Below are 11839 nucleotides of genomic sequence, written 5' to 3'. Positions count from 1 at the left end.
TCCGGTGCTTATCCCTTGCGGGATTTTGGCCCCGGCAGTGGCGCCGTTGGCTGGCGGTAATCGCCATAGGGGAAGATATTGCGAAACCGCTGGGCCACCGGCTCGGGGATGGATCGGGAGAAGATCAGCTTCACGCCATCGCCATCACGCTGCCCCACAATGCGACCGCGCACCGTGTCATGGCGCAAGATCTGCTTGGCATGCTCAATAAAGGCGGGTGACACCTTGCCCTGCTTGACCACCACCTTGCCGGGGGCAAGGCGGATTTCGAACAGGGCACCACGCCCCAGCTTCATCAACCACCAGATCAGGGCTATCGCCACTATCAAGGAAATCCAGGCCATCTTCATCCCTCCCAAGCTCTTGATATCAGGCAGTATAAGCGGCCGTGCGCTCCGATTGTTTGGCGTCGATCACAGCCCCCGCGTCAGCGCAATAGCGCCTCTTTGCTCAGCAATCCTTGCCCCAGCCCACCAGCGTCTCGCGATAGAGCGCCAGCAAGGCTTCATCGCGCACCGCCACCCCGACCTGCTGCGGGCGATAGGCTGCCCAGTCATCGTGGGAGTGGCGTTTGCCATCGAACTTTTGCAGGGTGTGGCCGATGGCCGGGCCGCTGGTGATAACCCGCACCGGCCCCTCGCGCAGGGTAAAGAGGGTCGGGTCAATGACATAGGCGATGGCGGACGGGTCGTGAACGTGGCAACCGGAGAGCCCCAGCTTCTCGGAGTAGAAGCGCAGATAGAAGCGGCTGACATCCCACAGGAAGCGGCCCGGCTCCCCCGCCTCGTCGCGCAGCGCATCGAGATAGTCGCCGCTGAAGAAGCTCTGCTGGGTCACGTCCAGCCCGATGATCACCACAGGCCAATCGGCGGTAAAGACCCGGTCGGCGGCATCGGGATCATCGTGAATATTGGCCTCGGCATAGGGGGTCACGTTGCCGCGATGGCCGTTGACGCCAAAGGCGCCGCCCATCACTACCACCTGTTTCACCAGAGAGACAATCTCGGGCGCCTGTTGTAGCGCCAGCGCCAGATTGGTGAGCGGGCCGATAGTGACCAGGGTGATCTCCCCCGGCGCGGCTTTCACCGCCTCGACAATATATTGCCAGGCGGTGCGAGGATCCGGAGCGATAGTCACCTCCCCCGCCTCCATGTCGCCAAAGCCGCTCGGGCCGTGGACTATGGTGGTGGGGCCGACCGGCTCGCGCAGCAGCGGGGCGGCAGCGCCTTTGGCCACATCCGCCTTCATGCCGTACTTCTGCTTGAGCCAGAGGGCGTTGCGGGTGCCATTGTCGATGGTGGCGTTACCAAAAACAGTGGTGATGGCGAGCAGCTCGATGGCGGGGTGGGCCTCGGCAAACAGGATGGCCATGGCATCGTCGATACCCGGGTCGGTATCCAGAATGATTTTATGGGTCATGAGCAATTCCTACGATGACAAACCCTGCGACAAAAGGGAGAGTCTACCCGGCTGACGGTCTCGTATCCCGGCATGGGATCACAGAGCGAGCCTTTGTTCCCGGCAGCGGGAGCGCTGCTGGCGACAATCTGGACAAAAAACAGCGCGGCCCTGTTGCCAGCGCCGCGCCCTTTATCGTTGTTCGTTATCTGCTATCTGGCAGTGATCTGCCTGACCGGGTCCTCAGTGCTTGCGGTGCCAACGCGGTGAGGTCGCCTTCTCCCCCCAGGGAGTGACGCAGGGGAGCAGAGCCCCTTCAATCACCATCTCGCTGCCTGCCAGCGCTTCGGCGATCTTCTGGTGCAGCACCCGCAGTACTTTGCCCTCGTGCTCGGCCAGCGAGTGGCCGGCGGCAAAGAACTCCGGCTGATATTGCAGCGCAAGCTTCTGGGCAAATTCGTAAGTGTTGAAGCAATCCGGCATCCGCTCAACCACATCTTCAAGCCGGGCCAACAAGCTGTTCAGTTCCCTGGTCATAGTGCTCTCTCCGTGTAGGTTAATAGCCAAAAACTACCCCTTATTAGATAAGTCACCAACGAGCAAACCACAAAAGTGTGGGGAGACACACAGTTCTCTCTTGCGTCCAGCTCGTGGTGAACGGCAGACAGCTTGCCAGCTTTACATTCCGGTAACAAACAGCTAGATTTAGACCGACTAATCAGTCGGTCATTTTTCATGCGGAGAACAACATGGGTGCGGCGCAGCTTCAACACACTCCTGAGGATATCCTCGCCATCAAATTGTCCCTGCCGGATCAGCTGGCACGGCTCAAGCGGGCGAGTCTGGCTCACCCCATGCCAACCCTGGCCGAGCGCCGGGCGCAGCTGACCAAACTCAAACAGGCATTGCTCGCCCACAAGGGGCAGCTGTGCAAGGCGCTGGCAGCAGATTATGGCCAGCGCAGCCACTACGACAGCCTGATCGCCGATGTGCTGCCCTGCATCATGCAGATCAACTACACCCAGAAGCGGCTCAAACGCTGGATGCAGCCCCACCGCCGCCACACCGGCTTGCTGCTGGCCCCCGCCAAAGTAGAGGTGCACTTCCAGCCACTCGGGGTGGTCGGCATTATCGTGCCGTGGAACTTTCCGGTGATGCTGAGCCTTGGCCCCCTCATCACCGCCATCGCGGCGGGTAACCGGGCAATGCTGAAACTCTCCGAGTTCACCCCTCATACCAACGCCGTGCTGCGCACCATGCTCACCAGCGTGTTTGACGAAAACGAGATCGCCATCATCGAGGGAGATGCCCAGATGGCGGCGGCGTTCAGCTCGCTGCCGTTCGATCACCTGCTCTTTACCGGCTCCACCATGGTGGGCAAGCTGGTGATGGCCGCCGCCGCGCCCCAGCTCACCCCCCTCACCCTTGAGCTGGGTGGCAAGAGCCCCTGTCTCATCGCCCCCGACATGCCGGTCGCCACCGCGGTCGAGCGGATGATCTTCGGCAAGAGCCTCAACGCCGGGCAGATTTGCGTCGCCCCCGACTATGTGCTGCTGCCCCGCAGCGAGGTGGATAACTTTATCGCCGCCTATCGCCGCCACTTCAGCAAGCTCTACCCGCAGGGGCTCAATAGCGCCGACTACGGCGCCATCATCAACGACCGCCAGTATCAACGTCTCGTCAGCTGGCTCGATGAAGCCGAGAAGGCGGGTGCCCAGCTCCACCCCTGTGGCAGCCCAACCCGCGATGACCTGCGTCGCCTGCTGGTGCCCCACCTGCTGACCGGGGTACCAAGTCAGTGTCAGGTGATGCAGCAGGAGATCTTTGGCCCGCTGCTGCCGCTCATTCCCTACGACACCCTGGAGGAGGCGCTCGCCTATGTGGCTGAGCGGCCCCGCCCGCTGGCCCTCTATCTGATGAGCTTCGATCCCGAGTTGCAGGCGCGAGTGACCCGGGAGACCCACTCCGGCGGCATGGCGATCAACGAAAGCCTGTTTCAGGTGGCGGCTGACGATGTGCCGTTTGGCGGCATCGGCGCCTCCGGCATGGGCCACTACCACGGCCACGAGGGGTTCCTCACCTTCTCCAAGGCAAAAACCGTGCTGACCCGCGGCAAGTTCACCACCGGCTCCCTGATCCATCCGCCCTACCACAGCTGGATCCAGAAGCTGATGATGGCCTTCTTCCTGCGCTGATGGAGATGACCATGAACCAGGCTATCCCGCAGCCACAAACCATGACCGACAAGCGCCGCCAGATCCTGGATGCCGCCCTCGCCCTCTGCGCCGAGGATGGCCTGCAGGGGGCCGCCACCGCCCGCATCGCCAAGGCGGCCGGGGTGGCCAACGGCACTCTGTTCCACCACTTTCCGAGCAAGGAGGCGCTGATCCTCGCCCTCTATCAGGATGTAAAGACCCGGATGGGGAGCGCCATCCATGAAGCGGATCCCGCCCTGCCGCTGTACGACCAGACCCGCCACTACTGGCTGCTGGCGATGGAGTGGATGCAGGCTAACCCCAATGAGCTCAAATTTGTGCTGGGCTTCTTTCACTCTCCGCTGCTGGCCAGACCGGCCCGCAGCCAGATCCTGAACGATGCCCTGCGCTTTCTGCCTGCCCTGCTGGCAAAGGGGCAGGCTAGCGGCGAGCTGATGCAGGCCCCCGCGCCACTGTTGCTGGAGGTGTGTCAGGGCCAGTTCCTCGCCTGCGCATCACTGTTTGTCGATCAACCGGAGCTGGGGGAGGACGACTACTGGCAAGCCAGTGCGTTCGCCCTCTTCTGGTCAGCCATCTCAGGAGCCAATCCTCATGCGCCTTTCCATACCAACATGGACGTTTGAACCTGCGGCAGCCCTTGGCCGCCGCCTCTGGATCACCACTCTGCTCTGGGTGGTGGGTCGCACCCTCTGCCGCGCCGCCCGCACCGACGAGGCAGTGCGCCGTGAATTGGCGCCGTTGCCGGACGGGTTGGCTATTCGCCTCGAAGTGGGCGGCATCGGCTACGCCATGAACATGCACAAGCAGGGTGGGCGCTGGTATCCCGGTGCGCCAGCCGCCCCTCATGCCACCATCCATCCGCTGCGGGTGCGCTTCAAACACCCCAATATCGCCTTTCGCGCCCTGAGTTTTCGGCTCGGGGTCAATCAGGCATTTGGCGAAAACCGGCTGCTGGTGGAAGGAGATCTGACCGTCGCCATGCATCTGGTGCGGGGGCTTGAGCAGTTGCAGTCCCTGATCCTGCCCGCTTTTATCGCGCGGCCTCTGCTGCGCCACTATCCCGCCCCGACCAACAAGATCGGCCGGGCCTGTAACATCTATCTGGGTCTGGTGACCGGCTAACGCGCAAGGAGCCTTGAAATGAGCCGCTATTACGATTTCTTCTGCCCGGTCAAACTGCTGGCCGGTGAACAGGCGCTGGAGCAACTGGCCAGCGAGCTGACCAGCCTCGGGGCCCGTCGCCCGCTGCTGCTGACCGACAAGGGGGTCAATGCCACCGGCCTTGCCACCCTGCTGGCCAATGTGCTGGCCGAGGGGGAACTGCCGGTCGCCGCCATCTGGGACGAGATCCCGGCCGACTCTTCCACCGCCGTGGTGGAGCGGATCGCCAAACGCTATCGCGAGCTCGACTGCGACAGTCTGGTGGCGCTGGGGGGCGGCTCGGTCATCGACACCGCCAAGGCAGTCAACATTCTCACTTCCATGGGGGGGGATCATCTGCTCGACTACTCGGGCGCCGGTTGCCTGACCCGTCCCCTCAAGCCGCTGGCGGTGGTGCCCACCACGGCGGGCACAGGATCAGAGGTGACTCTGGTGGCGGTGATCAAGGATGAGGCGAGCGGGCGCAAGGTGCCCTTCACCTCCCCCTTCCTGCTGCCCCAGCTGGCGGTGCTCGACCCGCGCCTGACCCAGGGACTGCCCCTCAATATCACCGCCGCTACCGCCATGGACGCCATGACCCACGCCATCGAGGCCTTTATCGGTACCGCCAAGAACCCGGTGAGCGATGCGCTGGCCCTGATGGCGGTGGAGAAGATCGCCAGCGCCCTGCCGCAAATCATCCACGACCAGCAAAACAAACAACTGCGGCTGCAACTGGCGGAAGGCTCCACGCTGGCTGGCATGGCTTTTTCCAACTCCATGGTGGGGCTGGTGCACGCCCTCGGCCACAGTCTGGGAGCCCGCTGCCATCTGCCCCACGGGCTGTGCATGAACCTCTTTTTGCCGACCGTGCTCGACTACAACCGCCCCGAGGTGGATAGCGAGCTGGCCCGGCTGCTGTTGCCGCTGGTGGGGGCAGAGCGCTTTGCTGCCACCCCGGCCCATCAGCGGGCGGAGGCGACCATCACAGCTATTCGCACCCTGCGCGACACCTTGTGGCAAGCGGTCAAGCTGCCGCGCACCATGAGCGAGGCAGGGGTAAACGATCGCTCGCTACTGACCGAGATCCGCGATCTGGCGCTCAACGACGGTGCCCTGCTGTTCAATCGCAAGGATGCCGACCGTGAGCAGTTACTTACCCTGCTGGAGCGAGCCTGGGCCTAGTGACTATCGGCCGCAACCTCACAAATAAACTGGAATGGCGCATCGGGATGGTGCGCCAACAATGAAAAGAGTCGCTCAAAATCTCCTTTCTTATCTTGGTTGTGGCTGTACCAAATAGCCCCTGTATCCCCCATCCATAAAGAGATTTTCTTGGCCAACAAGAGTCGAATTTTTCTATTTTTACCTGCCGTTTCAAACAAAGCTTTGAGTTCAGAGCATGATGCATCGGAAATCGCAATCTGCCGCTGATCCGGGCTGTTCTGACTTTGAGCCAACACCTTCCGGGTAACTTTCAACATTACCGTGTCCATTTTTACCTCTTCCGAACTTGCTGATTATCGCCACATCGATTCGTGCCAAGATAAAAGTCAGAGAGCAAGAGCTGGCTCAATAATCCTGATAACAATCGATACATCATCCACTATCTGTTCTATACCTTGGCTAACAGTTATGTTGTGCCGAGAGACCCAACTTTATGCCAGAGGTGCCCACCATGAGCGACATCATCCATCAGGCCAACCAGCAGCAGTTCATCTGTATGGTGGAGGGGAAAGAGTCGAGACTGCGCTACCGGCGGCTCGATGCCAAGACCATCGACGCCTACAGCACCTTCGTGCCCCCCGAACTGCGGGTGCAGGGAATTGCCGATCAGCTGGCGCGCGCCTTCTTCAACTGGACTCAGGCGGAGGGGCTCACTATAGTGCCGAGCTGCCGTTACATTGATGTCTGGTTACGCCGCAATGCCAACAACTGAACCTCTGAACACCGCCCTCGAACAGCAATTCCAAACCAAGACCGAAGCCCTGCTGCGGGCCGATCCGCAGCGGATGGCCTGCCTGCAAGCCGCAGCCGAGCTCAATCTGCCCGACTGGGCGCTGGGGGCCGGTTTTATCCGCAACCTCATCTGGGATCACCTTCACCACAAGGCGGTGCCCACCCCGCTCAACGACATCGACCTGATCTATCTCGATAAAAACGCTCCGCAAGGGCTGGCCGAGGCTGAACACGAAGCCTGGCTGGCCAAACGGCTGCCGGGTCAGCAGTGGGAGGTGCGCAATCAGGCCCGCATGCACACGCGCCAGTTGGTGGCGCCGTTTGCCTGCAGCCTTGAGGCGCTGAGCCACTGGGTCGAAGTGCCGACCTGCATCGGCGTGCGCCTGAACCAGGATGGCGAGTTCGAGTGGCTCGCCCCCTACGGCTTTGCCATCAACTGGTCGCTGCAAGTGAGTGCCAACCCCAGATGTCGCCAGGACAAACAGATTTTTACCCAGCGCATCAAGGAGAAACGCTGGCAGGCTATCTGGCCTGACCTTCAGGTAAACTGGCCATAACCTGATTGCAATCTTTCGATAACCTTGGGCACACTAGGGGAAAAGCTGGTTGTAACTCAATGGGTTAAATAATGCGCGACTTCTTCTCTCTCGAACGCTGGCTACCGGGCCTCGCCGCCCTGCTGCATTACCAGCGCGCCTGGTTGATGCCAGATCTTCGCGCCGGACTCTCGGTGGCGGCCGTGGCGCTGCCCGTCGCCATCGCCTATGCCGAGCTTGCCGGGGTGGGTGCCATCGTCGGTCTCTACTCCTGCATCCTGCCTATGCTGGTCTACGCCCTGTTTGGCACCTCCCGCCAGCTGATTGTCGGCCCTGATGCCGCCACCTGTGCGGTCATCGCCGCCGTGGTAACGCCGCTGGCCGCAGGCGACCCAACCCGTCACTGGCAACTGGTGATGACCATGACCGCCATGACCGGCTTCTGGTGCCTGATTGCCAGCCGCTTCAAGCTGGGAGTGCTGGCGGACTTTCTCTCCCGACCCATCCTGATGGGGCTGCTCAATGGTGTGGCCATCACCATCATGGTGGGCCAGCTCTCCAAGATCTTCGGCTTCACTTTCAGCGAACGTTACCTCATCGAGCGGATCGCCAGCGGGGCCACCTATATCACCCAGACCCATCTGCCGACCCTGGCCATGAGTCTGGTAGCCCTGCTCACCCTGCTGCTGGCCAAGCGCTACAAACCGGCATGGCCCTCCTCCATGGTGGCCATGGTGGTGACCGCTACGCTGGTGTGGGGCTTTAATCTCGGCCAGTTTGATATCGCCACCCTGGGGACGGTGGGCTCCGGCCTGCCCGCGTTCCAGATGCCGGAATTTCCCCCCGGTCTGATGCGGGAGCTGGTGCTGCCCGCCCTTAACCTGGCCATGGTGAGCTTCGTCTCCATGATGCTGACCGCTCGCAGCTTTGCAGCCAAAAACGGTTACGAAATCGACGCGGACAAGGAGTTTCGGGCCCTCGGTATGGCTAACCTCGCCTCCGCGGTCTCCCAGGGTTTCGCCATCAGCGGCGCGGATTCACGCACTGCGGTCAACGACGCCAACGGCGGCAAGAGCCAGCTGGTCTCCATCATCGCTGCGGCGGTGATAGCCCTCATCACCTTCTATCTGACGGCGCCGCTCAAATACATCCCGACCGCTGCCCTCGGGGTGGTGCTGGTAATGGCCTCACTCTCGCTCACCGACTTTCGCGGACTGTGGGCGCTGCGTAACTCCGATCGCTCCGCCTTCTGGCTGGCGCTGGTCACCTTTATCAGCGTGCTCACCATGGGAGTGATCCCCGGGATCACCCTCGCCGTGTTGCTGGGGCTGTTCCAGTTCCTGCGCAATGTGATGCGCCCCACCGACCAGCTGCTTGGCATGGATGACGAGGGGGTGGTGCGCACCCTGGGGGATAACGAACAGGCCAAGGCGATCCCGGGTATTCTGGTCTATCGCTTCAACTCGCCGCTCACCTACTTCAACGCCCCCTATTTCAAGCGGCGGGTGCTGGCCCTGCTGGTGCAGGATCCCCGAGCCCCCAAGTGTCTGGTGATCGATGCGGTCGCCTGCTTCACTCATCAGGACATCAGCGTGATGAGCATGGTGGGAGAGCTGCACAAAGAGCTGAAACGACGCGGCATCCATATGGTGATGGCGGGTCGCCACGGCCAGATGACCCACTGGCTAAAGCAGGCGGGCGTGCGGGTGGGCGATGAAGGGATCATCCTCTGCCCCGACATGTATCAGGCGCTGCGCCTGACCCGCTGCTATCGCGAGCCGGTGTTCAAGGATGAGGCGGTGGTGGAGAGCACCACAGATGCCATCCGCTCCAACTGGCCGCAGGATGATGCCCTGCCCGACTCGGCGCGCCTCACCTTGCCAAGCGAACAGGAGGCGGGCGCCACGCCTGCCTGACCCCTTGGCCTGATCCCCTGGCCGATGCAATCCTGCACAAGGATTGCACCGGCCTTGGCCTTGGTGTTAAATGCGCCCCCAGAGGGCACTCCCCCGTGCCCTCCCAGCTGTTGGACATGCCATGCAATCTCAATCCCACGCAGGCCCGGGTACCCTCTTTGCGCTGACCTGGCCGCTCTTTATCGATCTCGCCCTGCACTTTCTGACCGGTGCCCTCAACACCTTCATGGTGGGTCACGTCTCCTATCAGGGAGTGGCCGCGCTGGCGGTCGGCAATCAGGTGTTCGATCTCGCCATCACCTTGTTCAGCTTCGTCAGCATCGGTACCAGCGTGGTGATCACCCAGTATCTGGGGGCAGGCGATCGGGAGAAGAGTCGGGTGGTGATCCACACCGCCATCGGCTTCAACCTGCTGATCGGTCTGGTGGCCGCCATTGGCGTGATGGCGGGGGCCAGCACCATGCTGGCGCTGATGAACCTGCCTGCCAACCTGATGAGCGACGGGACGCTTTACTTGCAGATCATCGGTCTCTGCCTGTTGCCGGAAGCGGCAGCCCTCTGTCTGGCAGCCACCCTGCGCGCCCATGGCCACACCCGTCAGGCGATGTATGTGACCCTGATCGTCAACCTCATCACCTTCGTCGGCAACCTGCTGCTGCTCTACGGCTGGTTCGGCTTGCCCCAGCTGGGGGTCGCCGGTGTCGCGATCAGCACGGTCGCGGGCCGCCTGATCGGCGTGGTGCTGCTGGTGTGGCTGGTGGCCCGCAAGACCGGCATTCGACTGGTGGTGCGCGATATCGTCCACCCCAGCCGGGAGATGCTGGGCAAGGTGCTCCATATCGGCCTGCCGGCGGCAGGGGAGAACCTCTCCTGGATGCTGCAGTTTATGGTGGTGACAGCCTTTGTCGGACTGCTGGGTGACAAGGCGCTGGCGACCCAGTCCTACTTCTTCCAGATCTGCCTGTTTATTTTGCTGTTTGGCCTCTCCATCGGCCTTGGCAACGAGATCATCATCGGCCATCTGGCGGGGGCCAGACAGTTCGATCGCGCCTATCAACAGCTGCTCAAGAGCCTCAAGCTGGGGCTGGCAGTCACCTGCGTCATCGCCGTGGCGGCTGTCCTCAATGGCCGTACCATCATCAGCCTCTTTACCGATGATGCCGACATCATCACTCAGGTGGCGCAACTGTTTCTTATCAGCCTTATCCTCGAACCCGGCCGCACCTTCAATCTGGTGGTGATCAACGCCCTGCGGGCCACCGGGGATGCCCGTTTCCCCCTCTACATGGCGTTGCTCTCCATGTGGGGAATTGCCGTGCCACTCTCCTATTTCCTCGGTATCATGCAGGGTTATGGACTGGTCGGTATCTGGCTGGCGCTGGCCTGCGACGAGTGGGTGCGCGGTCTGGCCATGTTCTGGCGCTGGCGCAGTCGTCGCTGGCAAAACAAAATTCTTGTTGAAACAAAAGCGGAATCACAATGAAGAAGATAGGACTCTTGCTGGCTGCCATCCTGCTCAGCCCCCTGGCCATGGCGCAAACTGCCCCTGCCGCTCCCAAGGCTCAAGCCACCCAGACCTGGTATGTGGCCCCCATCGCCATCGATGAAACCAGCGACGCCCAGAAGGCGCTGACCAAGGACTTCATGGCCCAGATGATCAAGACCATCAAGATCAACGAGTACCAGACCGGCAAGGCGGTGGGCAACACCAAACAGCCCAAGTGGCTAATCCGCACCAAGCTGATCCCCGCCAGCAACGAGCCGCTGGTCGGCAAGAAACACCCGCAGGGTCTCACCTACGGCAAGGGCAATCCGACCCAGGAGATCGTCGGCGAGCTGTTGATGAACGGCACCCTGGTGGCCCACATCGGCCAGGGCTGGCGCGAGCCTATCGTCCCGGGCACGCCGGTGGCTGACAAACTCTCCATCGCCAACTATCGCTACGCTATCGGGGATCAGGCCAAGTCGGCGGATCTGGAGGAGCTGGCCGCCCAGATTGGCTTTGAGGCGGGCAAGGTGATACACCGCGACGGCAAGCCGCTGCCCGAGAAGAAAAAGAAAAAAGAGCAGGCGGACGAAGATAAAGAGTAACGTTGCCTGCATCCATAAAAAGGGGCCACTCGGCCCCTTTTTTGATCCTGCGCCCTCACGCCAACACTGCCCCTGTTGTGACTTGTCGCACAGTTTGTGCTCACCATTCAGATTGATAAATCACTTATCTTGTTTTGATTCAACAAGTTATAAATATCCCGCCGAATACTCCAAATCATTGCCCCCAAATCCGATCAGGATCACATTTATCCCCGGCACTAAGGGGTAGCTTTGGTCTTACAGGCACAATCAAACGAAACCAAGGAGGCTCCATTACATGTTCCCAGAGTACAGAGAACTTATCTCGAAACTGAAGAGCAGTGATGTCCATTTCCAGAAGAAGTTTGACTTGCACAACGACCTGGATGCGGAGATTAGAAAGTTGGAAAAGCATCACGCCAGCGACTATAGCGCCGAGGTGAGAGATCTGAAAAAACAGAAACTCAAACTGAAAGAGGAGATATACGACATCCTCAAACAACATCCACAATAGATGCCTCGAAGAATATGCGGATAAGCAATTTATCCCCCAGCCCGGCCCACGCGCCGGGCTTTTTGTTGTTTCTGTCAATTAGTTGACACC

14 protein-coding genes are annotated in these 11839 nt (G+C 61.0%); 10 read left to right on the top strand and 4 right to left on the bottom strand.

The annotated features are described in order from the left end of the window. Nucleotides 1–8: 8 nt before the first annotated feature. The 3 genes from NOM06_RS10485 to NOM06_RS10475 all read right to left on the bottom strand — a co-directional run bounded on the left by NOM06_RS10485 (nt 9) and on the right by NOM06_RS10475 (nt 1935). Nucleotides 9–344 carry a DUF3634 family protein gene (locus tag NOM06_RS10485; RefSeq protein ID WP_005353195.1) on the bottom strand — a complete coding sequence of 112 codons (336 nt, stop codon included), beginning with the start codon at nt 342–344 and terminating at the stop codon, nt 9–11. A gap of 106 nt (nt 345–450) precedes the next feature. Further along, nucleotides 451–1419 carry a nucleoside hydrolase gene (locus NOM06_RS10480; RefSeq protein ID WP_255911531.1) on the bottom strand — a complete coding sequence of 323 codons (969 nt, stop codon included), beginning with the start codon at nt 1417–1419 and terminating at the stop codon, nt 451–453. Between the two features lie 222 nt (nt 1420–1641). Beyond that, nucleotides 1642–1935, bottom strand: a complete 294-nt coding sequence (locus NOM06_RS10475) for a hypothetical protein (RefSeq protein ID WP_005353197.1) — start codon at nt 1933–1935, stop codon at nt 1642–1644. A 212-nt stretch (nt 1936–2147) separates the two neighbouring features. On the opposite strand from NOM06_RS10475, the gene NOM06_RS10470 reads away from it, so the two are divergent. From NOM06_RS10470 to NOM06_RS10455, 4 genes are read left to right on the top strand one after another with little or no spacing between them, the layout of a single operon-like run. Further along, nucleotides 2148–3593: a coniferyl aldehyde dehydrogenase gene (locus tag NOM06_RS10470; protein WP_255911529.1), complete on the top strand. Its 1446-nt coding sequence runs from the start codon at nt 2148–2150 to the stop codon at nt 3591–3593. A gap of 11 nt (nt 3594–3604) precedes the next feature. After that, complete coding sequence (locus tag NOM06_RS10465; protein ID WP_255911527.1) at nt 3605–4237, top strand: TetR/AcrR family transcriptional regulator; 633 nt, start codon at nt 3605–3607, stop codon at nt 4235–4237. Continuing rightward, nucleotides 4206–4736 (top strand): hypothetical protein, encoded by a 531-nt coding sequence (locus tag NOM06_RS10460; RefSeq protein WP_100653396.1) that lies wholly within the window; start codon nt 4206–4208, stop codon nt 4734–4736. Before NOM06_RS10465 ends, NOM06_RS10460 begins: the two co-directional genes overlap by 32 nt. A gap of 18 nt (nt 4737–4754) precedes the next feature. Beyond that, the gene (locus NOM06_RS10455; protein WP_255911525.1) at nt 4755–5939 is read left to right on the top strand and encodes an iron-containing alcohol dehydrogenase; all 1185 of its coding nucleotides are present in this window, start codon (nt 4755–4757) and stop codon (nt 5937–5939) included. Here NOM06_RS10455 and NOM06_RS10450 read toward each other — a convergent pair. Then, on the bottom strand, nt 5936–6238 hold the full coding sequence (locus NOM06_RS10450) for a hypothetical protein (protein ID WP_255911523.1): 303 nt from the start codon (nt 6236–6238) through the stop codon (nt 5936–5938). The two genes, NOM06_RS10455 and NOM06_RS10450, sit on opposite strands and share 4 nt — an antisense overlap. 194 nt (nt 6239–6432) lie before the next feature. Here NOM06_RS10450 and NOM06_RS10445 point away from each other — a divergent pair, with 194 nt between their 5' ends. The 6 genes from NOM06_RS10445 (at nt 6433) to NOM06_RS10420 (ending at nt 11749) form a co-directional block, all read left to right on the top strand. Further along, the gene (locus tag NOM06_RS10445) at nt 6433–6693 is read left to right on the top strand and encodes a GNAT family N-acetyltransferase (protein WP_005337747.1); all 261 of its coding nucleotides are present in this window, start codon (nt 6433–6435) and stop codon (nt 6691–6693) included. Then, nucleotides 6680–7270 (top strand): nucleotidyltransferase family protein, encoded by a 591-nt coding sequence (locus tag NOM06_RS10440; protein WP_255911521.1) that lies wholly within the window; start codon nt 6680–6682, stop codon nt 7268–7270. The genes NOM06_RS10445 and NOM06_RS10440 overlap by 14 nt, the downstream gene beginning before the upstream one ends. Before the next feature lie 71 nt (nt 7271–7341). Further along, nucleotides 7342–9165, top strand: coding sequence for a SulP family inorganic anion transporter (locus tag NOM06_RS10435; protein ID WP_255911519.1), 1824 nt, complete (start codon nt 7342–7344; stop codon nt 9163–9165). Nucleotides 9166–9286: 121 nt separating this feature from the next. Beyond that, a complete protein-coding gene (locus NOM06_RS10430) occupies nt 9287–10648 on the top strand; it encodes an MATE family efflux transporter (RefSeq protein ID WP_255911517.1) in 1362 nt (453 codons plus the stop codon). Further along, on the top strand, nt 10645–11256 hold the full coding sequence (locus tag NOM06_RS10425; protein WP_255911515.1) for a hypothetical protein: 612 nt from the start codon (nt 10645–10647) through the stop codon (nt 11254–11256). The genes NOM06_RS10430 and NOM06_RS10425 overlap by 4 nt, the downstream gene beginning before the upstream one ends. 277 nt (nt 11257–11533) lie before the next feature. Beyond that, nucleotides 11534–11749, top strand: a complete 216-nt coding sequence (locus NOM06_RS10420; protein ID WP_005337763.1) for a YdcH family protein — start codon at nt 11534–11536, stop codon at nt 11747–11749. The last annotated feature ends 90 nt before the right edge of the window (nt 11750–11839 follow it).

It is taken from the genome of Aeromonas sp. JL9 (assembly GCF_024436075.1).
Lineage (GTDB): Bacteria > Pseudomonadota > Gammaproteobacteria > Enterobacterales > Aeromonadaceae > Aeromonas > Aeromonas veronii.
This window is presented reverse-complemented; position numbering and strand designations above follow the sequence as displayed.

What these genes read in the sequence shown, in the direction of transcription:
- NOM06_RS10485 (WP_005353195.1), bottom strand. Translation starts at nt 344, where the DNA reads ATGGCCTGGATTTCCTTGATAGTGGCGATAGCCCTGATCTGGTGGTTG.
- NOM06_RS10480 (WP_255911531.1), bottom strand. Translation starts at nt 1,419, where the DNA reads ATGACCCATAAAATCATTCTGGATACCGACCCGGGTATCGACGATGCC.
- NOM06_RS10475 (WP_005353197.1), bottom strand. Translation starts at nt 1,935, where the DNA reads ATGACCAGGGAACTGAACAGCTTGTTGGCCCGGCTTGAAGATGTGGTT.
- NOM06_RS10470 (WP_255911529.1), top strand. Translation starts at nt 2,148, where the DNA reads ATGGGTGCGGCGCAGCTTCAACACACTCCTGAGGATATCCTCGCCATC.
- NOM06_RS10465 (WP_255911527.1), top strand. Translation starts at nt 3,605, where the DNA reads ATGAACCAGGCTATCCCGCAGCCACAAACCATGACCGACAAGCGCCGC.
- NOM06_RS10460 (WP_100653396.1), top strand. Translation starts at nt 4,206, where the DNA reads ATGCGCCTTTCCATACCAACATGGACGTTTGAACCTGCGGCAGCCCTT.
- NOM06_RS10455 (WP_255911525.1), top strand. Translation starts at nt 4,755, where the DNA reads ATGAGCCGCTATTACGATTTCTTCTGCCCGGTCAAACTGCTGGCCGGT.
- NOM06_RS10450 (WP_255911523.1), bottom strand. Translation starts at nt 6,238, where the DNA reads ATGTTGAAAGTTACCCGGAAGGTGTTGGCTCAAAGTCAGAACAGCCCG.
- NOM06_RS10445 (WP_005337747.1), top strand. Translation starts at nt 6,433, where the DNA reads ATGAGCGACATCATCCATCAGGCCAACCAGCAGCAGTTCATCTGTATG.
- NOM06_RS10440 (WP_255911521.1), top strand. Translation starts at nt 6,680, where the DNA reads ATGCCAACAACTGAACCTCTGAACACCGCCCTCGAACAGCAATTCCAA.
- NOM06_RS10435 (WP_255911519.1), top strand. Translation starts at nt 7,342, where the DNA reads ATGCGCGACTTCTTCTCTCTCGAACGCTGGCTACCGGGCCTCGCCGCC.
- NOM06_RS10430 (WP_255911517.1), top strand. Translation starts at nt 9,287, where the DNA reads ATGCAATCTCAATCCCACGCAGGCCCGGGTACCCTCTTTGCGCTGACC.
- NOM06_RS10425 (WP_255911515.1), top strand. Translation starts at nt 10,645, where the DNA reads ATGAAGAAGATAGGACTCTTGCTGGCTGCCATCCTGCTCAGCCCCCTG.
- NOM06_RS10420 (WP_005337763.1), top strand. Translation starts at nt 11,534, where the DNA reads ATGTTCCCAGAGTACAGAGAACTTATCTCGAAACTGAAGAGCAGTGAT.